Annotated in this window: 25 protein-coding genes; 10 read left to right on the top strand and 15 right to left on the bottom strand. The window is 61.2% G+C overall.

Going from position 1 to position 21,578, the window contains the following annotated elements; genetic code table 11:
- Positions 1–6: 6 nt before the first annotated feature.
- From QAZ22_RS27470 to QAZ22_RS27500, 7 genes are all read right to left on the bottom strand, one after another.
- The gene (locus tag QAZ22_RS27470) at positions 7–831 is read right to left on the bottom strand and encodes a Ku protein (RefSeq protein ID WP_278203930.1); all 825 of its coding nucleotides are present in this window, start codon (positions 829–831) and stop codon (positions 7–9) included.
- 5 nt (positions 832–836) lie between these two features.
- Positions 837–1,016: a hypothetical protein gene (locus QAZ22_RS27475; protein WP_278203931.1), complete on the bottom strand. Its 180-nt coding sequence runs from the start codon at positions 1,014–1,016 to the stop codon at positions 837–839.
- Between the two features lie 85 nt (positions 1,017–1,101).
- The gene (locus tag QAZ22_RS27480) at positions 1,102–1,848 is read right to left on the bottom strand and encodes a metallophosphoesterase (protein ID WP_278203933.1); all 747 of its coding nucleotides are present in this window, start codon (positions 1,846–1,848) and stop codon (positions 1,102–1,104) included.
- The gene (locus QAZ22_RS27485) at positions 1,841–2,647 is read right to left on the bottom strand and encodes a hypothetical protein (RefSeq protein ID WP_278203935.1); all 807 of its coding nucleotides are present in this window, start codon (positions 2,645–2,647) and stop codon (positions 1,841–1,843) included. The genes QAZ22_RS27480 and QAZ22_RS27485 overlap by 8 nt, the downstream gene beginning before the upstream one ends.
- A 191-nt stretch (positions 2,648–2,838) precedes the next feature.
- The gene (locus tag QAZ22_RS27490) at positions 2,839–3,000 is read right to left on the bottom strand and encodes a hypothetical protein (RefSeq protein WP_278203936.1); all 162 of its coding nucleotides are present in this window, start codon (positions 2,998–3,000) and stop codon (positions 2,839–2,841) included.
- Between the two features lie 139 nt (positions 3,001–3,139).
- Positions 3,140–3,829, bottom strand: a complete 690-nt coding sequence (locus tag QAZ22_RS27495; protein ID WP_278203937.1) for a hypothetical protein — start codon at positions 3,827–3,829, stop codon at positions 3,140–3,142.
- A 179-nt stretch (positions 3,830–4,008) separates the two neighbouring features.
- Positions 4,009–5,733 (bottom strand): acetolactate synthase catalytic subunit, encoded by a 1,725-nt coding sequence (locus QAZ22_RS27500; protein WP_278203939.1) that lies wholly within the window; start codon positions 5,731–5,733, stop codon positions 4,009–4,011.
- 201 nt (positions 5,734–5,934) lie between these two features.
- Here QAZ22_RS27500 and QAZ22_RS27505 point away from each other — a divergent pair, with 201 nt between their 5' ends.
- Both QAZ22_RS27505 and QAZ22_RS27510 read left to right on the top strand, forming a co-directional pair.
- Positions 5,935–6,966 carry a DUF4142 domain-containing protein gene (locus tag QAZ22_RS27505; protein ID WP_347566928.1) on the top strand — a complete coding sequence of 344 codons (1,032 nt, stop codon included), beginning with the start codon at positions 5,935–5,937 and terminating at the stop codon, positions 6,964–6,966.
- Between the two features lie 20 nt (positions 6,967–6,986).
- Entirely contained in the window at positions 6,987–7,547 is a 561-nt protein-coding gene (locus QAZ22_RS27510; RefSeq protein ID WP_278203940.1) for a hypothetical protein, read from the top strand.
- 263 nt (positions 7,548–7,810) lie between these two features.
- On the opposite strand, the gene QAZ22_RS27515 is transcribed toward QAZ22_RS27510, so the two are convergent.
- The gene (locus QAZ22_RS27515) at positions 7,811–8,074 is read right to left on the bottom strand and encodes a hypothetical protein (RefSeq protein ID WP_278203948.1); all 264 of its coding nucleotides are present in this window, start codon (positions 8,072–8,074) and stop codon (positions 7,811–7,813) included.
- Positions 8,075–8,282: 208 nt separating this feature from the next.
- Complete coding sequence (locus tag QAZ22_RS27520) at positions 8,283–9,176, bottom strand: alpha/beta hydrolase (RefSeq protein WP_278203950.1); 894 nt, start codon at positions 9,174–9,176, stop codon at positions 8,283–8,285.
- 158 nt (positions 9,177–9,334) lie between these two features.
- Here QAZ22_RS27520 and QAZ22_RS27525 point away from each other — a divergent pair, with 158 nt between their 5' ends.
- Positions 9,335–11,095, top strand: a complete 1,761-nt coding sequence (locus QAZ22_RS27525) for a thiamine pyrophosphate-dependent enzyme (RefSeq protein ID WP_278203952.1) — start codon at positions 9,335–9,337, stop codon at positions 11,093–11,095.
- Positions 11,096–11,290: 195 nt separating this feature from the next.
- On the top strand, positions 11,291–11,494 hold the full coding sequence (locus tag QAZ22_RS27530) for a hypothetical protein (RefSeq protein WP_278207958.1): 204 nt from the start codon (positions 11,291–11,293) through the stop codon (positions 11,492–11,494).
- A 15-nt stretch (positions 11,495–11,509) separates the two neighbouring features.
- Here the strand turns inward: QAZ22_RS27530 and QAZ22_RS27535 are convergent, their stop codons facing one another.
- Entirely contained in the window at positions 11,510–11,827 is a 318-nt protein-coding gene (locus QAZ22_RS27535; RefSeq protein ID WP_278203953.1) for a hypothetical protein, read from the bottom strand.
- Between the two features lie 153 nt (positions 11,828–11,980).
- Between QAZ22_RS27535 and QAZ22_RS27540 the strand changes: the two genes are divergently transcribed.
- The gene (locus QAZ22_RS27540) at positions 11,981–12,178 is read left to right on the top strand and encodes a DUF2934 domain-containing protein (RefSeq protein WP_278203954.1); all 198 of its coding nucleotides are present in this window, start codon (positions 11,981–11,983) and stop codon (positions 12,176–12,178) included.
- A 191-nt stretch (positions 12,179–12,369) separates the two neighbouring features.
- On the opposite strand, the gene QAZ22_RS27545 is transcribed toward QAZ22_RS27540, so the two are convergent.
- From QAZ22_RS27545 to QAZ22_RS27560, 4 genes are all read right to left on the bottom strand, one after another.
- Complete coding sequence (locus QAZ22_RS27545; protein ID WP_278203955.1) at positions 12,370–12,972, bottom strand: diguanylate cyclase; 603 nt, start codon at positions 12,970–12,972, stop codon at positions 12,370–12,372.
- Between the two features lie 289 nt (positions 12,973–13,261).
- On the bottom strand, positions 13,262–13,693 hold the full coding sequence (locus QAZ22_RS27550; protein ID WP_278203956.1) for a hypothetical protein: 432 nt from the start codon (positions 13,691–13,693) through the stop codon (positions 13,262–13,264).
- Between the two features lie 229 nt (positions 13,694–13,922).
- Positions 13,923–14,285 carry a response regulator gene (locus tag QAZ22_RS27555; RefSeq protein WP_278203958.1) on the bottom strand — a complete coding sequence of 121 codons (363 nt, stop codon included), beginning with the start codon at positions 14,283–14,285 and terminating at the stop codon, positions 13,923–13,925.
- Positions 14,286–14,680: 395 nt separating this feature from the next.
- Positions 14,681–15,127 (bottom strand): hypothetical protein, encoded by a 447-nt coding sequence (locus tag QAZ22_RS27560; RefSeq protein WP_278203960.1) that lies wholly within the window; start codon positions 15,125–15,127, stop codon positions 14,681–14,683.
- Between the two features lie 242 nt (positions 15,128–15,369).
- Here QAZ22_RS27560 and QAZ22_RS27565 point away from each other — a divergent pair, with 242 nt between their 5' ends.
- Positions 15,370–15,684, top strand: coding sequence for a hypothetical protein (locus tag QAZ22_RS27565; protein ID WP_278203961.1), 315 nt, complete (start codon positions 15,370–15,372; stop codon positions 15,682–15,684).
- Between the two features lie 899 nt (positions 15,685–16,583).
- Here the strand turns inward: QAZ22_RS27565 and QAZ22_RS27570 are convergent.
- Complete coding sequence (locus QAZ22_RS27570) at positions 16,584–16,856, bottom strand: hypothetical protein (RefSeq protein WP_278203963.1); 273 nt, start codon at positions 16,854–16,856, stop codon at positions 16,584–16,586.
- 176 nt (positions 16,857–17,032) lie between these two features.
- Between QAZ22_RS27570 and QAZ22_RS27575 the strand changes: the two genes are divergently transcribed.
- From QAZ22_RS27575 to QAZ22_RS27590, 4 genes are read left to right on the top strand one after another with little or no spacing between them, the layout of a single operon-like run.
- Entirely contained in the window at positions 17,033–18,139 is a 1,107-nt protein-coding gene (locus QAZ22_RS27575) for an SDR family NAD(P)-dependent oxidoreductase (protein WP_278207959.1), read from the top strand.
- Positions 18,136–19,203 (top strand): NAD-dependent epimerase/dehydratase family protein, encoded by a 1,068-nt coding sequence (locus tag QAZ22_RS27580; protein ID WP_278203965.1) that lies wholly within the window; start codon positions 18,136–18,138, stop codon positions 19,201–19,203. The genes QAZ22_RS27575 and QAZ22_RS27580 overlap by 4 nt, the downstream gene beginning before the upstream one ends.
- Positions 19,200–20,492, top strand: a complete 1,293-nt coding sequence (locus QAZ22_RS27585; protein ID WP_278207960.1) for a TIGR04295 family B12-binding domain-containing radical SAM protein — start codon at positions 19,200–19,202, stop codon at positions 20,490–20,492. Before QAZ22_RS27580 ends, QAZ22_RS27585 begins: the two co-directional genes overlap by 4 nt.
- Before the next feature lie 23 nt (positions 20,493–20,515).
- Positions 20,516–21,577, top strand: coding sequence for a glycosyltransferase family 4 protein (locus tag QAZ22_RS27590; RefSeq protein ID WP_278203966.1), 1,062 nt, complete (start codon positions 20,516–20,518; stop codon positions 21,575–21,577).
- Position 21,578 lies beyond the last annotated feature (1 nt).

A 21,578-nucleotide genomic window follows, 5' to 3' on the forward strand; every position in this document is an offset into this window, starting at 1 on the left:
CCGACCTCAAGCCGACTTGCGCTTTTTCTGCTTGCCCGATTTTGCCGTGATGCCCTCCTTGGCAAGACTTTTGCGCAGGACGTCGGCCAGATCGATGACATTCTCACGCGGCGTCGGCGCGGCCTTGGGCAGCTTCTTGCCTTTGCGCTTGGCATCGATCATGGCGATCAAGGCATCTTCATATGTGTCCTCGAACTTCGAAGGATCGAACTTGGTCGCTTTCTTGTCGATCAACAGGCTGGCGATCTCGAGCAGATCCGGGTCGTAGCCCTGCTTCTTCAGCCCTTCGAATACGGTTGCTTCCGAAACCATTTCATTGTGATTCCGCAGCTCGGTGAGAAGCATGCCCTTGCCGAATGGCTGGATGATAACCTCGCGGCCACGCTGGAAGAGGACGACACAGGATCGCGCCGCCACCCGTTTGTTCTTCATGGCTTCTCGAAGGACGTTGAACGCCTCGGCTGAGGCTTTGTCCGCAGGGATGAGGTAATAAGGCTTTTCGAGATAGCGCGTGTCGATCTCGGAGACCGGCACGAACTCGTCGATCTCTAACGTATGTTGGGAGGTCAGTTTCAGCGCCTTGATCTCGTCGGGCTCGATCTGAATAAATTCGTTCTTGCCGGTCTCGAGACCTTTGACCTGGCCCTCGGCTTCCACCGTTTCGCCGGTCTCCTCATCGACATAGGCACTTTTCACCGGCAGGCCGTCCTTCCGGTTCAATATCCTGAAATGGATTTTCGACGTCTCGCTGGTGGCGGCAACGATCTTGACGCCACAGGAGACCGAACCGACCTTCATGAAGCCTTTCCAGACGGCGCGCGGCGCTGCCATCGACCTCACTCCGCCGTCCGGCCACGCTTAGCACGCACCGGCGGGGCGTCATTTTCGTCCGGATTGGGTCGCGGCGCCTCGCCGGGCAGTTCATCCGGATCCGGCTCCTTTACCGGCTCCGGCTTCCAACTTGGGGCGGGCATCGGCGTATCGCGATCCGGATCGGGTTGTCTGGGATGGGGCATCGAAGCTAATTCCGTTGATATCCGGCACAACTCATGTCCACAAGCATGGTTCCGAAACCCCACACCCAGTCCGCGACGCTGTGGCTTAGATTTCGAGCAGCGCGTAGGGACGGCCTGTCGGCTTCGCAACATGCATGGCGACGTTGTAGACCCTTGCCCCGCCGGGGGTCTGCCCTTCGTACGAACCGCGATGGGCATGCCCGTGCACCACGGCGCTCACCTTGAAGCGATCGATCGTTTCGGCCAGGCGCGAGGAGCCGAGGAACGGAAAAATTTCCGGCGGCTCTCCCGCCACGGTCTCCAGCACCGGGGCGTAGTGGAGGACGACGAGCGTGCGCTTGGCGCGGACCTGCCGCATGGCATTCTCGAGCCGCATTGCCTCGTTGACGCTCTCTGCCACCATGGCCTTGATGGCCGGCTCGCCGAAGGAGCCGAGCATCCTTGGACCGAACCCCCCGACAAAACCCTTCACGCCGACGAAGCCGACATCGTTCAGTTCTACTGCCTTGCCATCGAGAAGATGGATCCCCGCCTGTCGGAGCGTTCCAGCGATCTGCTCGACACAGCCGGATTCGTAGTCATGGTTGCCGAGAACCGCGACAACGGGAATCGAGCACGCGCGCAGATCCTCGGCGAGAAGTTCCGCCTCACGCGGTTTTCCGAGATTGGTGAGGTCGCCTGGAAGAACCAGGACGTCGGCTTCGCGCGATATCTCGCCGAAGAGGTCGCGGTAGGAGGTCTGGGCATCCTCCTGGACATGCAGGTCGCCCATGGCGGCGACCTTGATGAGCCCGTTGTCGTTCGGTTTCGCCGGTTGAGTTCGCTCAGGCATCGCGCATTTCTCCAACACCGCCGACGCCGGCAAACCCCCATTCCTTGACGTCGATCTCATAGTCGACCTGCGACAGCAGCCGGCCGCGGCAGATCTTCATTCTGGGTGACGGCAACTGCCTTTGTCGCGCAAGGCGGGCGAGCAGTTCGTCAAGCAGCCAGTCGGGAACGCGATCCCGCTCGCTGGGATAAATCCATCGGAAGCTGAGCAATTGCATGAGCAGCACTTCCCAATGGATATCGAGATAGGAAAGCAGCCTTTGCCAGTCGATCTGATCATGCGCCTTGAGGATGGTGTGGGCGATGTCGGCTCCGTCGTGGCGGCCTCTGTCCTGGATGAAGCATTTCGACCAGATGAGCTCCGTCGGGCCGATGATCCTCACCCGGCTACCCAGAAGCTCGACCTGACGGGCATGCTCCAGCCACTGGTCCCCGACTTGCATCGTGCTGCTTGCCGACGCGAAGATCACGTCGAAAAAGTGCTTTCCCTCGAAGACCTTGCCAAGCCACCGATCATCCCGGATCTCGACCGCATGGCCGAGATCCTTGAAATGAGCGAGTATGCGTGCGCAGTCCCCCGCCTTGCAAAAGATGTCCAAGTCCTTGGTTTGGCGAGCGACGCCGGTATAGGCACTCACGGCGTAGGTTCCCGCGACGAGGAAGGGAATGTCGGTGGCAGCGAGCTCACGGATTGCATGCGTGTAGAAAGCTTCCGCCTCGGCGCTTTTCAACGTCGGCTCGGCTTTCGCATCAATCACGGGAAGCGATGCCGGCAGACCCTGCATCTCGTCATTGGTCATGAACCGCTGCTCCGATTTCGGACCTTGTCCGCCTGGTTCGATAACAGTCGGCAGCCCTGTCGTGTTCCTCCGTCGGAGATGTGCGAGATGACTCGGCAAGCCCCACCAATGCCGAAAATCAGAAAGGGCGCTGTGCTCGCCCCCTCCGAATTGCGTAAAACAGTGGCTTGGCAGACAGCTATTCTGACGCACTAGTCCTTTTGCTCGCGATACAGGCGCTCGGTCGCCCGGTCGCTCTCGCGCCGTTCGACCGGACGCTTATTGCGGCGGGCGGCAAGCGCGTAGACAATCACAAGCAAAAGTATGACCGGTCCGCCAATCACCGCGAACGTCCATAAATCGGTTCCGAACATGGCCGCCCCTTCCTGATTTGACGATACTCTTGGAGCTTCGTTGCCGGTCTTTGGCTAACCGGTGAGGCCGACAAACGTTCCAATCTCCAGGTTGCCTACATGCGCTCAGGCGAGCTGCGACCTTGACCGACCGATAGCTCTACTGTCGATGCCACTCACAGGCTGCAAGTTCCCTGGCCAGCTGTTTTCGCTCTCGGGATGACACTATTTGGTGCGTCTCCACGGTCGCGGATCGCAAGCAGGCTCTGCCGCGGTTGTGGACGATCTCAAACCGGCGTGACGCTCCAATCAAAGTGTCCTCCGAACCGTACATTCCAATGATCGTAATTTCGAACTGATGGATTTTCTGGCTCAAGCTTGCTCCGCCGAAGTTCTCGTCACCGGTCTCTTCATGGAGCGCGTAGTCAAGAATGCCTTCGAAGCTTCCCATGTCGATGAGTTCTCCGGTGCCAAGCGGGCCCTGGCGCGTCGTGTATTTCCAGCCAGACGGTCGCTTGGAATTCCTGAGATCTTCGGCGTCTGAGATGAATATCCGATGTCGGCCGAGCGGTGCTCCCAGATCGACCATCACGCTTTGAATAAAGACCGCGCCTTCGCTCATGTTGGTGACGAAGCATCGCGCCGATAGCTCCCGCCCTTCACCCCAGTTGATCAACAGTTTGGGCGTTCTTCGTCGCTGGTGACTTCGCCAGAAGATGTGCAGATAGATGGACCAGATCACAAGCATGCCTATGCTGGCAAACGCGGAGATAAGGGGCGCCTTGCTTGCCAGCCATCCAAACGTCTCGTACATCTGAAGTCGAATAGTGCGTTGCCATTTTTGTTCCATGCCGGCGCGGCCGACGCTGGCAAACTCTGCGGCTGGGTGTCACCGGAATGAGCGCAAGCTCCGGACACGGCAGAGCTGTAGCTGGCTGCACCAGCGGCGCGTTTCGGTACCAGCGGCTTTCCTGGACGCCACCGAGCTCGGATGCGCCAATCAAAGACAGATCTTGTAGGCGCATGCCTCTATGGCACGGGCTCCTGGACGACGCGTCCGTTCTCCAGACGGTCCAAGATCCCATCGTAGAGCGCGATCGGCGGATGTCCGCCGGGATCCGTCAACACATCGAGCAGTGCCACGGTCTCCGACTTCGCCGCGCAATCGAAGGCGGTTTCAAGGTCGCGCGCTCGTTCAACGCGCACACCATAAGCGCCGCAGGCGCGCGCGATGGCGGCGTGGTCTACGCTACTGAGATGCCCGGCTGCGGTGTAGCGGCCGAACTTGGCCGTTTCGGCATCCTTCTGATAACCGAGAACGCCGTTGTTGAGCACCACGACGGTCACCTTGATTCCGATTCGCACGGCCGTTTCGATCTCCGCCCAAGCATGGGCGAAGCCGCCATCGCCAACGACGCAAAAGACGTCCGCATCGGGACGCGCCAATTTGGCGCCTAGCGCGAGCGGCAGACCCCACCCGAGGCCGGCAAGTCCGCGTGGCGAGATTACCCGCGTCGTCGGACGGCGTGTGCGAAGCTGACCGGCAACCCAGTTCGACGAGTAGCTGGCATCCGCCGCCACCACAGTCTGGGGCCCTAGTCGCTTCTGTATCGCCGCGAGGACGCGTTCCGCACGGATCGGCTCAGCGTCGGCCAGGAAGGGCGCACGTTCACGCTCGAATGCTTCCCAAGAACCTGCCACACGACGCTCGATGGAGTCACGATCTCGGGTGTGGCCGCCGAGCGCATCTGTGAGCGCATCAAGAGTTGCGCGAGCGTCTCCGACGAGCCGCACCGCTTCGTAGTTGCGGCCGATCTCCTGCGGATCGATGTCGATATGGAGCACCCGTGCGCTTCCAGAGATAAGCGACCAGCGGTCGGTGCCGTCCTCATTGGTGCGATTGCCGACCAGCAGCACAAGGTCCGATTGCTGTACGAGTGGCTTGGTTTGGCTCCCAAGCCCACCCGGGCCAGTGAGGTTGCCTATCACGCCCATGGCGAGCGGATGCGTCTCGGGAATCGCGCCCTTTCCCATGTTCGTCGTGGCGACCGGCGCGGCGGCTTTCTCGGCGAAGCGGAGCAGCGCCTCGCCCGCGCCTGAACCGTGCACCCCACCACCGGCGATCACCACGGGAAATCGGGCATTGTCGATGAGTGCCGCCGCTTCGGCGATCATGCGGTCGTCAGGGCGCGGCCGATCGAGCGGCGAATTCCCGAGCCGCAATTCGCGCCGCCCCGGCTTGCCACCACGGGCCTCGTGCAGATCGGTGGGCAACATCAGCACCGCGGGTCCGGGTTTGCCGCTGGCGGCCGCAATGAAAGCTCGATCGAGATGATCCTCGACCCCGTCCACACTCTCCAAGAGGTGAAACCACTTGGTAACCGGGCCGAACAGCGCTCTATGATCATATTCCTGAAAAGCGTTCTTGCCGATGTGCGCACGGTCCACTTCCTGCATAATGGCGACAATGGGCGTGCCCGCCTTCATGGCTTCGCCGAAGGGGGCGACGGCGAGCGTCGCGGCCGGTCCGTTTTGGCAGATCATCACCGGCACTCGGCAGGAGACGCGAGCGTAACCGTCCGCGATCGCCCCGCCCGTATTCTCCTGGCGATACGTGATGTTGCGGATACCACGGTCTTCACAGGCGAGCGCCAGCGCGGTCGGAACGCTTTGTCCCAGAATGAACTCGACGTCGTGCCGGATCAGCCCGTCGGCGATTATGTCGACTATCTTGCGTTGCGTATCCAGTGTCATGACACATGCTCCACGATTGCGCACGCATCGATCCCAAGAACCTCCATAGGATCGAGTGCATTCCGAAGTTATGGGCCGAGCCGTTCGCAGGCCGAAGCCGAAAGCGAAAGGAAGTAGGTCGTTATCAAGGCGCGACGCCTCGGCAGTTGATCCTGCTCTCGGCGGAAGAGGCATTCCCGGCTATCGTACGGAGCGCTGAGAATGGGGCTTTCGCCATCAAGAGCTAACTTCGATCGCCAACGCATGTTCCCCCGGACAAGGGACTATCCAACTGTAACGTTGTCACGTTATCGCGAAGAGCTGACCGATATTCAGGATCTGTCTTTTATAACGGTCGAGCGTGGCCGGTGCTCTCAAGCTTCTCCCTACGGTCCGGACGCTTGCGCCGCTCGACCATCGCTTACTCCTCCCGGCAGTCGACGCGCGAACTGCGCGCGGCTGCCATTGGAACAAAGCCGTGAGACGGTTGTTCGGCTCCAGTCCATCGAGAGAGGAGCTTCAATCATGAACGCGCGGACACTTCTTGGGCTGGTGGCCTTTGCCATAGTCTCGCTGGCTTTTCCGGCAGCCGCTGCCGACAACGCGCAGACCTTTGTCAACAAGGCCGCCGTCGGCGGATTGTTCGAGGTGGATTCGAGCAAGCTCGCCCAGGACAGGGCCAAGGACCGGCAGGTCAAGAATTTTGCTGAGAAAATGGTTGCCGATCATGGCGCAGCGAATGAGAAGCTGAAAAAGCTCGCCACGGAGCAGAAGCTGCAGGTGCCGGCTGAGCTCGACGCCGCGCGTAAAGGCGACGTGGAAAAACTGCAGAACACCACGACAGGTTTTGACCAACCTTACGTCGAGATGCAGCGCAGTGCGCACGCCGATGCGGTCAATCTCTTCCAGTCCTATGCCAAGGATGGCGACAACCCCCGTCTTAAGGCGTTCGCGGCGGAAACTCTGCCGACCCTAAAGATGCACCAGGATATGATCGAGAAGATCGCGGCAGCGAATGCAGCCATGCCGGCGGTCAAGTCGGCATCGACACCCAAGCCGCCTGCGCCGGTTCCGGGCGCCAACAGCTTCACCGAATCCCAGGCAAAAAACCGCATCCAAGACGCCGGCTACACCGACATCTCGTCACTCGCCAAGGACGGCCAGGGCATCTGGCGCGGTCAGGCGAAGAAGGACGGCAAGAGCATCTCCGTCGCGCTCGACTATCAGGGCAACGTCTTTGCCGGCCAGCAGTAATCATTACAGGAGTCACCAAGATGCAAACGATCACCGCGCTGTTCGACGATTATGACGATGCCGCCGATGCCGTGGGGGAACTGGAATCCATGGGCGTGCCGACATCCAATCTCAGCATCATCGCAAACAATGCCGATGGCCGGCATTCCACTGCGGCGGAAGATGCGGCCAGCGGAGCCGGCATCGGGGCGGTCGTGGGGGGCGCCGGTGGCTTGGCGACCGGTCTCGGCGCCATGGCGATACCTGGCGTCGGCCCAGTTGCCGCGGCCGGTTGGCTGGCGGCGACCGCCGCGGGCGCGGCCGCCGGAGCCGTCGTGGGTGGAGCGGCCGGCGGCATCATCGGCAGCCTTATGGATGGTGCCGATGTGTCGGAACGCGATGCCCATGTTTATGCCGAAGGCGTTCGCCGCGGCGGCACGCTAGTCACGGCTCGCGTCGAGGACGACCTCGCTCCGCAGGCACAAGCGATCCTCAACGACTCCAGATCCGTGGATGTCACCGCGCGACGGAACGAATACCAAGCAGACGGCTGGACACGATTTGACCCGGCGGCCGGCGATTACCGCCAGCAGAGCAAATAGGGTCGGCGAAACGAGTGCTGTGGCCCCTCATACTGACTGTCGTGGTCCTGCTGGCGTGCTACGGGGCGTTTATCTACGTCGAACGAGGCTGGCCTACGGCACCGCTGAAGCGCACGCCCGAGCAGAACCAGGGTGGTAACGCGCCGCAAGATACTTCTCCGGCGGCCGGCATAAACAAGAACCCGCAAGACAGCAACAAAACGCCAGGCAATCAATGAGCTTCAGGGGAGCGAGTGCGTTCGCCTCAGCGCCTGGCCGTTCGGTCATCCGCGCTCGACGAATTTGTTGAAACGGCTAGGGACACCCTCCGGGGTTATATCCTGATGCAGGAAGGCAAGCTCGTTATCGTCCAGAATGGTGAAGAACTCTTCCCATCCGACGGGTTCCAGATCGTCTTCGCGCTCACCGAAGTCCACACGCAGCATCGCGCCCTGTCCTGCAGTCCGCGCGACCGCAGGTCTGCCTCCGCGGGCTTCAATCCACGCCCGGATCACCTCGTGATTTGTGGTTTTCAATGGCTCGCTCATAGCGAATCCTTTCCGATCTTGAACCCATTCCCGCCGCTCTCCTCGTCAGCGAGTAAGACTCAATCCGTGTCGGGTTGGCTCGTTCCCGGCGGGTCGTTTAAGCCCTGTTGCGGCAGGCAACAATGGGTCACGGCGGGCTCGAGATGAGCCCGGATATCACGGCTATTCGGAGGTTCGGACCTTTGGCGGGCACCTATTCTCTCGAGCATTATTGGCTCGAAGCAATCAAAAACTCCTCTAGCATTTCGCCTACCTGCCTTGGTGCCTCACGCGCTGGGAAATGACCGACGCCAGGGAGAAGCCGACGGTCATAGCCGGCGATAAAATGGCGCTCTTTACCTTCCGAACTTTTGGCGAGTACAACATGATCGTCCTCGCCATGGAGTGTCAGCGTCGGCACCGAGATGGTCTTAGCGGCGATCTGTCTGCGGGCCAGTTCTGCGTAGCGCGGATCAGGCTCCGCCTCACCCCACCGGACGCGGTAGGAATGCAGCGTCACGTCGGCCCAGTCAGGATTTTCGAAGGATATCGCCACCTTGTCGAAAAGCACGTCGTCAAACCATCCGGGAGGGCTCCAGCTCTCCCACTGGAAGCGTGCGAACGCGCGACCGTCCTGGCGGACAATTTCCTCGCCGCGGTTCGTCGCCATGAACCACTGGTACCAAAATGCCCTTGCCTGTTCCAAGGGCGGCGTCGCGGCTGCGCCGGGCTGCCATCCCAACGACATCGCCGCGCAACATGTGATCCTCTCGGGAAAAACCGAGGCCAGCAAATAAGCAATCCGGGCACCCCAATCGTGACCGACGACAGCGAAGCGTCTGATGCCCAGCGCGTCAGCCAGATCGAGCGCGTCCTGCGCCATCGCAGCGATCTCGCCGGAGCGCATCGTCTCCTTGGAATGGAAAGCGGTTTGCCCGAATCCACGCAGCCAGGGTGCGAAGGTGCGGAACCCGGCGACCTGAAGAACCGGTGCTACATCCGCAAAGGTGGTTGCGTCATCCGGCCAACCATGAAGAAGCAGGACGGGCGGACCGTCCTCTGGGCCACCGGCTAGATAGGCAACCCGCAGAAGCGGTGTGTCGCAGAAGGAAAGCCTATTCATGAAATGCTCGCGAAGCCTCGGACTGCCATACGATACGGCTTTGCCACGCAGCACAACCCAATGCGGACGGATTGTTCCAAACGCCGATCGCAGGGTTGCGTGACTAAGGGAACCAACTGCCGACCTGCTGGTTCGGGGGCATTCAGCGGAGCCTTGCCATGCCAAATGCAGCGGAAATTCTCGTCGATACTCTAATTGATTGGAACGTCGGGGTCATATTCGGCCTGCCTGGCGACGGCATCAACGGCATCATGGAGGCGCTGCGGAAAAAGCAGGACCGAATTTCCTTTATCCAGGTGCGTCATGAGGAATCCGCTGCGTTCATGGCCTGCGCCTATGCCAAATGGACCGGAAAGCTTGGCGTATGCCTTGCGACGTCCGGACCCGGCGGTGCCCACCTTCTGACCGGGCTCTATGACGCCAAGTTGGATCAGGCTCCAGTGCTCGCAATTACCGGGATGCAGTTCCATGATCTCATCGAGACATTCACGCAGCAGGATGTCGACCTCACCCGTGTCTTCAATGATGTCGCCGTCTACAACGTCCAGGTTTCGGATGCGGCGCATATGGAGAACGTGGCAAGCCTTGCCTGCCGCACCGCGCTTGCCCGAAGGGGTGTCGCCCATCTTTCGATCGCCAGCGATATCCAGCAGCAGCCTTCCGAAGCGGCCAAGCGTTCAAAGCGCAACCGCCCGGCGCATACGCCGCAAGACATGTTCGTTCCTCATTGCGTCGCCGACGAAGAGGAATTGAACAAGGCAGCAGCCATCCTGAACGGCGCTAAGCGCGTGGCCATCCTCGCGGGACGCGGCGCGATGGGAGCCGCGTCCGAGCTCGAGGAAACCGCAGGACTGCTGCAGGCGCCGATCATCAAGGCGCTGCTCGGCAAAGCCGTGCTCCCGGACGACCACCCCTACACCACTGGCGGCATCGGCATCCTGGGGACCTTGCCGTCGCAGGAAGCAATGGAAACCTGCGATGCCGTTCTCATCGTCGGCTCGACGTTTCCTTACATCGAATATTATCCGAAGCCGGGGCAGGCGCGCGGCGTTCAGATAGACTGCGACGCGCAGCGTATCGGTTTGCGGTTCCCTGTCGAGGCCGGCCTGGTTGGAGATGCAGCGGAAACGCTTCGTGCACTTAACCGCAGGCTCACGCCGAAGGCCGACGGCGCTTTCCTCGCCGCGGCGCGAACCGCGATGCAGGAATGGCGGGCGATGATGCGTCAGTCCGAGGACGGCGAAGGCCATCCGCTTAAACCGCAACTGATCGCCCGCGCATTCGGCGAACGGCTGGCCGACAACACGATATTGGCTGCCGACTCCGGTCAGAATACCGAACTTGCCGCGCGCCATGTCGACCTCCACGACGGCCAGGCCTTCGGCGTCTCCGGCGCGCTGGCGTCCATGGCCTGCGGCCTGAGCTACGCGATAGCCGCCGGCATTGCATTTCCCGGCAGGCCGATCGCTGCAATAGTGGGGGACGGCGGCTTTGCCATGCAGCTCGGTGAGTTCTCGACAGCCGTGCGCTATGGCATTCCGCTAAAGCTGCTGGTCATCAAGAACAACATGCTGAACCAGATCGCCTGGGAGCAGATGATGTTTCTCGGTAATCCGCAATTCGGCTGCGAATTGCAGCCGATCGACTTTGCCAAAGCCGCCGAGGCGATGGGTGGCAAAGGTTTCAGCATCGAGCGGGCCGACGAGGTCGAGCGCATTCTCGAGCAAGCCTTCGCCGCCGATGGGCCGGTCGTCATCCAGGCGCTCGTCGATGCATATGAGCCGATGATGCCGCCGAAGATGCCGCCCGATTACGCCAAGAATTTCCGCAAGGCGCTGCCAAAGACCCCGGGGCGCGAGCGAATTGAGGAGAACGTCGCGCGGGAGCCTGCCAAGACGATGATGGAGGCCGAGAAATGAGGTTGCCGCAGCCGCTTGCGATTCCAAATTTTTGCTGAGGATGAACATGCTCGACTCGGGCCGGAGCATACTGCGAAGGGCGTCCCAGAGGCCTACCCTTCGGCGTCCAGCTCAATGGATGCGTCCGACTTCGGGCCGCTGCGGAACCTTCGGCGCATCTCCCGGTTCGTCAAGCATGTGCAGCGAGGAACGGCCATGATCAAAAACCAACACCCGAAATCGAAAAAACCTAGCGACGCCGATATCGGCAGCGACCCCGGCATCGGAACGTCCAAGGGCACCTTCAAGGAAGGCGACGAACTGGAGCGAGGCGAGAACACGGTCGAAGGCGACGTCGAGAACGACACCACCGATACCGGCGGAATCAACCCGCGGCAAAAGGTGCGGACGAATAAGTAATGCGGCAGGCGAGCACTACGATTTTTTCACATAAGCGCCCTGCTGGCGGCCGCCCTTGGGCGCTTTTGCATCCTTCGAACGCTCGGCGACCGCTGGGCCGGCTCCGGAACTTTTTTCGGTGGCCGGACTGGGTGTAGCCCGCCCCGGCGGATTTTGGCTTTCGGACTGCAAGGTCTCGTCTTCCACCTCGCCCTGCTTGCGGGTGAGGCCAAATCGATCCTGCGGCTTTTCGTTGTTGGCCGCGTCCTGCGAAAACTGGTCTGAAGGGTCTGGATCGGAGTTAGGCGGGTACTTCCTGGCACCGGTCTCGCGGCGATTATCTTCCTTGCTCATGGCTTCCTCCGGGTGATCTGAAGGATAACAAGATCATCGCAAGAGCGTTCCTCGGCGGGGCGATCTGTACCCAGTCGTATCCGATGGAACAAACACGTAGCTTCTCAATTAGGCGCCAGTAAGCGGCGGGTCAGGCGCGTGGAGCAAGCAGCTATGGACAGGGAAGAACGCATCAGACGTCGCGCCCACGAAATCTGGGAGCGGGAGGGACGACCGGAAGGGCGGCAACAGGAGCATTGGGATCAGGCGGTTCAGGAGATCGAATCTGAAGGCTCGGAAGCCGAGCGAGGTCCCGTTGTACCCGATCCGACTGTCGGCGCAGCCTCGGACCCAAACAAGCCGGGTGGCTAGCGGCCCTCAAACGGAAGGACCTCCGATGTCGCGGATCGTTGCATGGGCTACAGCCGTAGCAGTCGTGCTTGTACTGATAGCCGTCTGGGCTTGGGTGGCTCGTGACTCCAGACACGCGCCCGGCCAGCAGCCTTCGCCCCACTCGATCAACCAGAGCGGTTGATGCCGGCCTCAATGCGACCGCGACTTCCTCAGCGTGTTGCCGTCTCACCTGCTTTGTTTCGCCTAGCTTTAGGAGGAACCAGCCGGCCGGAGTTGGCCCGCAGGCCTCTGAAAAACTCCTCCACATAAGGAAGCAGTTCGAACAGCAGAATCACGGTCATCACCGTTGCAATATATGCCACGGGCAGTTGCTGCTCCTTCCAGGCGAGGCCGAAGCGAGCCCTCTCTGGCCCAAATCCGAACAGCGCCAGGAATTGGCCCCAGTGCAACGAAACCACGCTGACCAGCCCCATCAGCGGGATCATCTCGAGGAAACTGTGAACGTGCTGTTCGACCGGGCTTACCGTGCACGCGGTGGTCGCGTAACGAACGTCCCATATGGCGGTCGCTTCATGGACGAGAAAAACGATCATCATCACGGCGATGATCAAGGCATTAACCTCCAAGAACATCGCGGCGAGCAAAGGAATGCCGACTTCGACGAACATCAGCAGATGGATCAGGGATTCCTTGGCTCCAGTCGTCGATTCGATATGCGTCGCCCGATGGCAGAGCCAATCGGCAAATCCAGCAATCAGCCAGACAGGCAGTACGAAATACATCAGAATCACCACCACAGGATCGCTCAGCATTGAGCTGCGCTCCGTCTCTGACCCATTCGCTTTTTTTCATGAGCTCTCATGCTGGCGTCATTGCGTGCCTGTCTTGTAGATAAATGGTCTAAGGCTGCGAGCTCGCACACTGGACTGCTTCGGAGACTAGTCGACCCCACGATGACAAGGTCGATCAGCAATCGGAACCGTCCTCATCGGGCTTGCGGCACAATTGAAAACACCGCTGCCGGGATCAGTTTGCGGCATTAAGGTCGAAGCACCGCTGGCGACGGCGGTGGGCGATCGCCTATCGATATCTTTTGGACAGTCAACGCACGAAGCGGCTTCGCAGCCAAGCCAAAATCCGGTTGCCGACGGCGATCCGGCGGACGCGCCCGGCAGCCCAACTGGCTTGCATGGTGGCGCCGGCATGGCAGCTGCAAACGATTTCATGCAATTCCCAATCCGAAAGTTGGAAAAAGCTCTTCGCTTCGCCGTAAGTGTCCGATTGTAGGCCGGAGGCGCGCAGCAGCGGGTCCTCGAATGCGACAGTAAGCGGGGATCCGGCCGCCCGCGCTTCGGCCCGGACTCCTGGATAAAGGTGCTCCGTACCGACGAGCGCTGCGAGACAGCGTAAGGGATTCTGGTCAAGCAGTTCCGCCCAGCGCTCCAGCCGCTGTGCTCTTGTTGTGAGCGGTGCTGGCGCGAAAGGACTGATACCCGCGACGGAGTGTAGCTCGTTGAGCGTCTGGTGCTTCATGATCGGCTCCTGTTCATCTCTGCGGTTCTAGTCCGCACCGCTCAAAGGGACTGCGGCGCGGCCGGATCGACGTTGCCACCGATCTCCCACAGCTACCGTGCAGCAAATGCCTGCATCGACACGAACTAGCAGTCTTCTTCAATGTTCCCGAGATGTCGCAATTTATGTCGCGCCTTGGGCTACGGCGGCACTTGCGTCATCGATGGCGCGTACGGAGATTCGAATGGATTTAAGTTCGGGGTTGACCTTCAATCATCTGAATTGCGAGCGTGACCAGATCCTGGATCGACGTCGGCTTCGGCAGATATGGCGCGTCGTGAAAGGCGGGCGCCTGGAATTCAGGGTCATAGCCCGAATGCACGATGAAGGGCACATTCAGCGCTTTGAGACGGTTGGCGGCAATGCCTCGCTGGCCGTCCAGCAGCTGTATATCGATAATGGCCAAATCCGGCCGATGGTCGGCCAGCCAGGTTTCGGCTGCTCGCTCCGAGGCCACGCAGGCGACGTCGAAGCCGCCGTCCATTAGTCCATTCGCCACGTCCGAAGCGATCAGATATTCGTCTTCCACGATCAGTGCCAAGGGCGCGCTCATGTCGCCCTCCTTAGCGTTCACTGCTTCCTGCGGCCCTAACAAAACAAAGACCGGCCGGTTCCATGAAGGTGGACGTGCGGCCGACTCGCGGTCGCGGAGCGGGCAATCTCTAACCCTTCCGACGCCGAGCTTCGAGGGTTTGCCGGGCGCAGAAACGGAGTACACCCTGTTGCGACGCTTCATCGGCCTTGCCTACCGGATTAGGGCCGGCCTGAATCGGGGCGCCATCCCGGGCCTGGCGGAGCACAACCACTCCAGACGCGGCCGAAGCAAGCCGTGTCCTGAGCAGGCGGGCAAGCTTGGGGTGCAGCCCGTCGCCTCTGGGAGCGGCCATCGCGTTCAGCGAGAGGAAGGGAAGCATCCTTTGTCCTTTCTTCAGCTATGCAGCCCGGTCCTCATTCCGCCGCCGCCTTTTCACGCCTTGCCTCATCGAAGTCGACCGATGACACTATCTTGCCGCTTCCGTCCGGAATCCCGACGGCCCAGCCCTCCTGCCCGCCTACGGCAGTGTCATCGAGCAGATCGATTGCCGACCGCAGCGCCTCGTCATGCGCAGCCTCAAGGCTCGCCAGTTCCACGCCCTGGAGCCGCCGCACGCTGCCGTTGTCGCGATATTCGACCGTGAATGCACCCTCGGTCCTGGCCGGTAAGGCAGGCTCGCCGAGGTCGCGGCGGCTGCTGTTCCTCACCGATCGGTCATCGGTATTATCGAAGACCGTACACTGGACCATCATCTCTCTGGCTCGGGCGATAAGCGCGGCTCCATCAAGCGCTGGGCGCCGGTTGGATACGACTATCGTAACTGCAATCTTTTCGCCGCCCTCGCCGAGAAATTCGACCATCATACCTTCCGGTTCAGCATGTATTTCGGTTCCAAGAACCTGCATCGCCGCTCGTCATCTTTATATCATCAAGGTTAAAGCGGGCTCATCCAAATGGTTCCGGCCGCGCTTAAGATGGTCGCCCGCAAACTGGCAGATAAGCTAGAAATCGAGTTCCTACGCGACAGCACTTTCGTTGGCTCTCAGACCGCCATTGGAACAGCGAAGCCGCACAGTTGTTTGGTTAGGAAGGAGAGCTTCCGATGACGAGCAAGCGAACACCTGCGGAGGATCGAGGCCAAATCCAGGCAGGCATGACTGGAGACAAGACGCCTGGGTTCGATCCGGCAGCCGCGCCTCAGGAAACGGATGCCGAGGCCGGCGACGCCGCCAATACGGCTGGTCCCGCTACGCAGCATGAACCGAGATTCACAAACCAGGCGAGCTTCGCCAACGCGATGCGGCGCCCGGAGAATGCGTCAGGCCTTCAGCCTGGAACGAAGGGACCTGTGCTGGTGATTGCGGCGCTCGTGATCTTGGCGGCCGCCGCGTTCCTGCTCGCTGCACTGCTCGGGTAGTTTATGCGGGTGGCTCGCCAAAAGGACGTGGCGCTCAAACAGCGAAGTATCATCTTGCGACTTTGGTGGCTGAGGAAAGGTGATTTTAATGTCAATAGTGAAAAAGCTCCTTCGTCATCTATGGCGACGGAAAGTCCAACGGTCGGCTGACCCTTCTCCGGTCGACGCGATCGTGCGGCTGTTGCGCGAAACAAAGGACAAGGAGTTGCACGGCGACGAAGGATAGAAACTTCGATCCTTGTTGCGTGCTGGCGTTCGGAACAACGGCCCGCCGAGCAAGTTGGACAACAATGATTCACTTCTGGAACGACCGTGACCGCGCGGAAGATCGACAAGAAAGGCGGTGAGCGCACATCGGCTGCAGCGCGCGAGTTGTTGGAGGCAGACGACGAATAACGCATCAGGCAATGGCGGCTCGGCTGCAGCGTCTGGCAACGCCGGCGACAATCGGTAAAATTGTCGGGAACCGTGGCTGTGGCGACACGTTGGTATGCAGCAGTCCATTCTCTCCTGGTAGGATGTAGCCGCTCCTTCAGATCTCAGGACAGCCCGTCGCCAATCTCTCCCGAGTGGCGGCGGGCTTTCATTAGCTAGACCTAAAGTCCTTAATGCAGGAGTCCAAAGAAGGGGCATATTCATCGGTTGTCCCCTTATCAAAGAGGGCAAGGTGCCCGGCCTGCCAAGCCCACTCCACCGCAGGAAGATTTGAGCAGCAACCTCTCTCATTTCTCGCCCGCTGGATCTCCCGGTCCAATCTCGGCCTCGTCAAAGATGTGCTCGTGGATGATGCCTAGGATTTGCAACCTCACCGACTCGCGCGCATCCGACTGGATGAACGGCATGAGGAGATCAACCGTCTCTGTGACTCGCCGTGGCAGATCAGCGCAGCCGATGCGAGGTCAAGAGCTCCGGCTGCGCTCGACGAATTTGTTGAAACGGCTCTTTCCTCCGCCGCCAGCTTCGTCCTGATGGAGAAAGGCGAGGTCGTTCTCGTCGAATATCCGGAAGAACTCATCCCACTCGATCGATTCAAGCGCTTCCTCCGGTTCGCCGAAGTCGATGCGCAGGATGCCGCCCTCGCCTTTCGTGCGAACCACAGCAGGTTGGCCGGCCCTTTCCTCAACCCATTTGCGTATTTCGTCGTGATTGGTCGTCGTCTTCGCTTGGGACATGGCTTTGCCTTTCTCGCTGCGGGATCGATGCGGTCCTAACAGCTCGCCGAAGGCAATGTTCCAAGGTGTGCGCCAGCGCGGTGGTCTCCGGTTGCGTGGGGAACTTTGTTGAAGCAGGGAACAAACCTTTTGTACCGCAGTTCGGTAGCCCAACGCCAAGTCCGCAAGGAGTTCTCGTGAAACGTGTATTGGTTACGGGGGGTTGCGGTTTTATCGGCCGGCATGTCGCCCAGGAACTTATCGAACATGGCTATGACGTGCGCATCCTGGACGCGCTCCTGGAGCAGGTGCACGGCAGCGAAGCCATCAGCATCCCACCCGGCGCCGAGCTGATAAGGGGTGACGTGCGCGATCGAGACGCGATTGCCGAAGCGGTTTCCGATGCTGATGCCGTCATCCACCTCGCCGCCGAGGTCGGTGTCGGCCAATCCATGTACGAGATCGCCCGTTATGTCGGCACCAATGACCTCGGCACCGCCACGCTACTAGAGGCATTGATCAAAAACCCGGTCGAACGGATCGTCGTCGCGTCGTCGATGAGTATCTACGGTGAGGGGCTGTACGAGACCCCGGACGGCCAGCGCATCGAGGATGCCCGTCGCAGGCCGCTCGACGTCCGGGCCGGCCAATGGGATCTGCTGTCGCCGACGGGCGAAACGCTGTCGCCGATCGCCACCGACGAGGAGAAGCAGCCCGATCTCGCCTCGATCTACGCGCTGACCAAATATGCACAGGAGCGCGCCGTGCTGATCTTCGGCCAGGCCTACAATGTGGATGCCGTGGCCTTGCGCCTGTTCAACGTCTTCGGCGCCGGACAGGCGCTCGCCAATCCCTACACCGGCGTGCTCGCTAACTTCGCCTCGCGCCTTGCCAATGGCAAACGACCGATGGTGTTCGAGGACGGCAAGCAAAGACGCGACTTCGTCCATGTGCGCGATGTCGCTCGGGCTTTCCGGCTGGCGCTGGAGCAGCGACAGGCGGCCAGCCACGCCATCAATATCGGCAGCGGTCGATCCTACACAATCAGCGATGTCGCCCGCCTGCTTGCCGAGGCGATGGGCATTCCGAATCGGCCGCCCGAAATCCTTGAGAAGGCCCGCTCCGGCGACATCCGAAACTGCTTCGCCGACATCGGCAAAGCGCGCGAGCTGCTCGGCTTCGAACCCAGCCACAGGCTAGAGAACTCGCTCGGTGAATTCGCGGCTTGGGTTCGCAACAGTGTCGCCATCGATCGGGGCGGCGACATGAAGCGCGAGCTTGAAGAACGGGGGTTGGTATCATGAGCCGACCGCATCACGACAACGCCCCCGTGGCCGTTATCGGCGGCAGCGGGTTCATAGGCTCAAATCTGGCCGACAGCCTGTTGTCGGATGGCGAATCGGTGCTGGTCATCGACAATTTCAGCCGTCCCGGCATCAAGCAGAACCTTGAATGGTTGGCGCAGAAACACCGCAGCCTTGTTAGCGTGCAGACCGTCGATATACGCGACCGCAGCAAGTTGGCTTCGGCGCTGGCGCCGGCCAGGGCGATCTTCCATTTGGCCGCTCAGACCGCCGTAACCACGAGCCTGCTCGATCCCACGGAAGACCTCGACATCAATCTGAACGGCACGTTCAACGTGCTCGAAGCTGCTCGCCAGGGGAGCACACCGGTGGTCTTCGCCAGCACCAACAAGGTCTATGGCAGCTTGCCCCAGATCGCTGTGCGGGAAGCGGATAATCACTACGAGCCTGCCGACGCTGCCATCCGCGCCAATGGCGTGGACGAGACGATCGGGCTCGATTTCTGCACGCCATACGGCTGCTCAAAGGGCGCGGCGGATCAGTATGTCCTCGACTATGCGAAGTCCTACAGCCTGCCGACAGCGGTGCTGCGCATGAGCTGCATCTATGGACCTCGCCAATTCGGCACCGAGGACCAAGGCTGGGTCGCGCATTTCCTGCTGAGCGCGCTCAACGGCCGGCGCATCACAATCTATGGCAACGGCAAACAGGTGCGCGACATCCTGCATGTGTCCGATGCGGTTGCCGCCTATCGCGGCGTGCTGGCCAAGATCGACGATCTCAAGGGCCAGGCGTTCAACCTCGGCGGCGGGCCACATAACGCCGTCAGCCTGCGCGCGCTGCTGTCGGAGATCGCGGCCATGACCGGGCGCGACATCGTGCTCCGCCACGATGTCGAACGCACCGGCGACCAGCCCTTTTTCGTTGCCAACACCCGTAAGCTGGAGACCGCCCTCGGCTGGCGGGCGCGTGTTCCATGGCGCGAAGGTATCTGCGAATTGGCCAACTGGCTGCTGCGGCACCGTCTCCCGCCGCGCCCCGAAGCCGCGAGGAACGTCGCATGAAAGTCGCACTGGTAAACCCGCACTGGACGTATGAGCACAGCATCTATTTCGGCTGTCGCCAGCCGCATCTGCCGTTGGAGCTCGGTTACTGCAAAGCCCTGCTCGAAGCACGGCACCACGAGGTGCTGATGCTGGATGGGCAGTTGCAGGATCTCGACAACGCGGCGCTTGCGGAGCGGGTGGCGGCCTTTGGGCCTGACATGACTGTGGTGACGACTGCGCCGACCTACCTCTTTTGGCGCTGCGCGCCGCCGGAACTGCGAGTTCCGGCCGAGTTCCTGAGGAATCTCGACGGGCGCGGCGGCCGCACCGTCGCCGTTGGCCCGCACGGTTCGGCAACGCCCGCCCCTACATTGCGCAAGCTTGACGTCGACATCGTCGTGCGTGGCGAATGTGAGGAGGTAGTGGTGGAGCTTGCCGGACAGAGGGATTGGAGCGGCGTTTCCCACACCAGCCGGATCGAGGGCGGCGTGCCGGCCAGCAACGGAGGGGTGAGTGTCAGCCGCTTTGTCGACCACCCAGCGCTGCATTGGCCGCTCGACTGGATCGCTGCCCACGCTCATCACCATCATCGGTTCGACGCCAACCAGAAAGGTGCCGGCGCGGAAGTCGAGGCGTCCCGCGGCTGCCCTTACAATTGCAGCTTCTGCGCCAAGATCGATTTTCGCGACGCCTATCGCCGCAGGAACCATGATGCCGTCGTCGCCGAGATCGACGGCCTGATCGCGCAGGGCGTCGGCTACATTTATTTCATCGACGAGATCTTCCTGCCGCAGAAGGCGCTGCTCCAGGCGTTGATCGACCGTGACGTTCAATTCGGTGTTCAGACACGCATCGATCTCTGGAAACCGGAGCTGCTGGAATTGCTGGGCAAGGCCGGCTGCGTCTCGATCGAAGCCGGCCTCGAAAGCCTGACTGTCGAAGGCCGCGAGATGCTGGCCAAACGCTGCCGGCTGGGCACCGAGGAACTGGCCGCGCTGCTGGTCGATGCTCGTCGTCATGTTCCTTTCGTCCAGGCCAATCTGATCGGCGTGGTCGAGGACGACCCGGGATTGGTGGACTACTGGCGCAAACATCTCATCGACAACGGCGTCTGGGCCAATGAACCGGTGCCGCTCTATCCCTATCCGAGTTCACCGAGCTACCGCGAACTATGGGGAGAGCCCGACGATTTCGCGTGGGAGCGTGCGCATGAGCATTATCTCGCGTCGTTCCGGACATTCAGCGACATCCAGGACCAGCGCCCGCGCGCGCTCGCCGAGTTGGAGTCGTCATGCTGCAACCATTGACCCATCATCCAAGGCGTATCCTGATGACCACCGACGCGATCGGTGGGGTCTGGTGCTATTCACTCGATCTGGCGCGCGAATTGGCTGCAGGTGGCGACAGCATCATGCTGGCCGGCCTGGGGCCTCGGCCTTCCGCGGAGCAGGTTCGGGAAGCACAATCCTTCGCCACGCTTGCGTGGCTTGAAACCCCGCTGGACTGGATGACGCGCGTCGAGAGCGCTCTCGACCGTTTTCCCGACGAACTCCAAGCTCTTGCAACAGCCTTTGCCCCCGACCTCGTTCATTTCAACGCACCGGCGCAGGCGGCCAGAATCCATCTGCCCTGCCCTTTCGTGGTGGTCTCCCATTCCTGTGTCGTGACGTGGCTGCACGCGGTGCGCAGCCAAGTCGTGGGCGCCGATTGGGCCTGGCAGAAGGATCGCAACAGAGCCGGATTCGACGGTGCCCGGGCGGTTGTCGCACCAAGCCAAAGCCATGCCGCCATGCTTGAGGCCTGCTATGGACCAATCGCTCGCCTGAGCGTTGTCCACAACGGCGCCCTGCCGGGCCCAGTGGGATCGAACCGCGAATCGTTCGTCCTCGCTGCCGCTCGCTGGTGGGACGAGGGCAAGAACGCAAAGGTGCTCGATGCCGCCGCAGCAATCACCGAATGGCCGGTCTATACGGCCGGCCCTCTCATGGGAACGAATGGACAGCGGGCTTGCCTCGATCATTGCGTCTCGCTTGGCCCGCTCGGCCATGCCGAGGCGCGTCGGCTGATGGCTCGAGCAGGCATTTTCGTTTCGCCATCCATCTACGAGCCTTTTGGGCTTGCCGCCTTGGAGGCCGCGTTGTCGGGCACGCCATTGGTGCTCGCCGACATTGCGACCTACCGCGAGATCTGGGAAGGCGCGGCCATGTTCTTCGACAAGCACGATCCCTACGCACTTGCCCAATGTATCTCCCGCCTGGCCCGCGACGCGGACCTGCGACGCCAATTCGGCCGGCGTGCCACTCGGCGCGCGCGCCAATTTTCGCTGCCGGCTCAGGCAGCGGCGATGCGCGAAATCTACGATCAGGCGGCGATGGCCGTCGCGGGACACTGAC

This window comes from Mesorhizobium sp. WSM4906, assembly GCF_029674625.1.
Lineage (GTDB): Bacteria > Pseudomonadota > Alphaproteobacteria > Rhizobiales > Rhizobiaceae > Mesorhizobium.

Coding starts and splice junctions, on each gene's coding strand:
- QAZ22_RS27480 (WP_278203933.1), bottom strand. CDS start 1,848: ATGCCTGAGCGAACTCAACCGGCGAAACCGAACGACAACGGGCTCATC.
- QAZ22_RS27525 (WP_278203952.1), top strand. CDS start 9,335: ATGCCAAATGCAGCGGAAATTCTCGTCGATACTCTAATTGATTGGAAC.
- QAZ22_RS27485 (WP_278203935.1), bottom strand. CDS start 2,647: ATGACCAATGACGAGATGCAGGGTCTGCCGGCATCGCTTCCCGTGATT.
- QAZ22_RS27580 (WP_278203965.1), top strand. CDS start 18,136: ATGAGCCGACCGCATCACGACAACGCCCCCGTGGCCGTTATCGGCGGC.
- QAZ22_RS27550 (WP_278203956.1), bottom strand. CDS start 13,693: ATGAAGCACCAGACGCTCAACGAGCTACACTCCGTCGCGGGTATCAGT.
- QAZ22_RS27555 (WP_278203958.1), bottom strand. CDS start 14,285: ATGAGCGCGCCCTTGGCACTGATCGTGGAAGACGAATATCTGATCGCT.
- QAZ22_RS27540 (WP_278203954.1), top strand. CDS start 11,981: ATGGACAGGGAAGAACGCATCAGACGTCGCGCCCACGAAATCTGGGAG.
- QAZ22_RS27535 (WP_278203953.1), bottom strand. CDS start 11,827: ATGAGCAAGGAAGATAATCGCCGCGAGACCGGTGCCAGGAAGTACCCG.
- QAZ22_RS27500 (WP_278203939.1), bottom strand. CDS start 5,733: ATGACACTGGATACGCAACGCAAGATAGTCGACATAATCGCCGACGGG.
- QAZ22_RS27585 (WP_278207960.1), top strand. CDS start 19,200: ATGAAAGTCGCACTGGTAAACCCGCACTGGACGTATGAGCACAGCATC.
- QAZ22_RS27495 (WP_278203937.1), bottom strand. CDS start 3,829: ATGGAACAAAAATGGCAACGCACTATTCGACTTCAGATGTACGAGACG.
- QAZ22_RS27475 (WP_278203931.1), bottom strand. CDS start 1,016: ATGCCCCATCCCAGACAACCCGATCCGGATCGCGATACGCCGATGCCC.
- QAZ22_RS27490 (WP_278203936.1), bottom strand. CDS start 3,000: ATGTTCGGAACCGATTTATGGACGTTCGCGGTGATTGGCGGACCGGTC.
- QAZ22_RS27470 (WP_278203930.1), bottom strand. CDS start 831: ATGGCAGCGCCGCGCGCCGTCTGGAAAGGCTTCATGAAGGTCGGTTCG.
- QAZ22_RS27520 (WP_278203950.1), bottom strand. CDS start 9,176: ATGAATAGGCTTTCCTTCTGCGACACACCGCTTCTGCGGGTTGCCTAT.
- QAZ22_RS27545 (WP_278203955.1), bottom strand. CDS start 12,972: ATGCTGAGCGATCCTGTGGTGGTGATTCTGATGTATTTCGTACTGCCT.
- QAZ22_RS27565 (WP_278203961.1), top strand. CDS start 15,370: ATGACGAGCAAGCGAACACCTGCGGAGGATCGAGGCCAAATCCAGGCA.
- QAZ22_RS27505 (WP_347566928.1), top strand. CDS start 5,935: ATGGGGCTTTCGCCATCAAGAGCTAACTTCGATCGCCAACGCATGTTC.
- QAZ22_RS27560 (WP_278203960.1), bottom strand. CDS start 15,127: ATGGTCGAATTTCTCGGCGAGGGCGGCGAAAAGATTGCAGTTACGATA.
- QAZ22_RS27530 (WP_278207958.1), top strand. CDS start 11,291: ATGATCAAAAACCAACACCCGAAATCGAAAAAACCTAGCGACGCCGAT.
- QAZ22_RS27510 (WP_278203940.1), top strand. CDS start 6,987: ATGCAAACGATCACCGCGCTGTTCGACGATTATGACGATGCCGCCGAT.
- QAZ22_RS27515 (WP_278203948.1), bottom strand. CDS start 8,074: ATGAGCGAGCCATTGAAAACCACAAATCACGAGGTGATCCGGGCGTGG.
- QAZ22_RS27590 (WP_278203966.1), top strand. CDS start 20,516: ATGACCACCGACGCGATCGGTGGGGTCTGGTGCTATTCACTCGATCTG.
- QAZ22_RS27570 (WP_278203963.1), bottom strand. CDS start 16,856: ATGTCCCAAGCGAAGACGACGACCAATCACGACGAAATACGCAAATGG.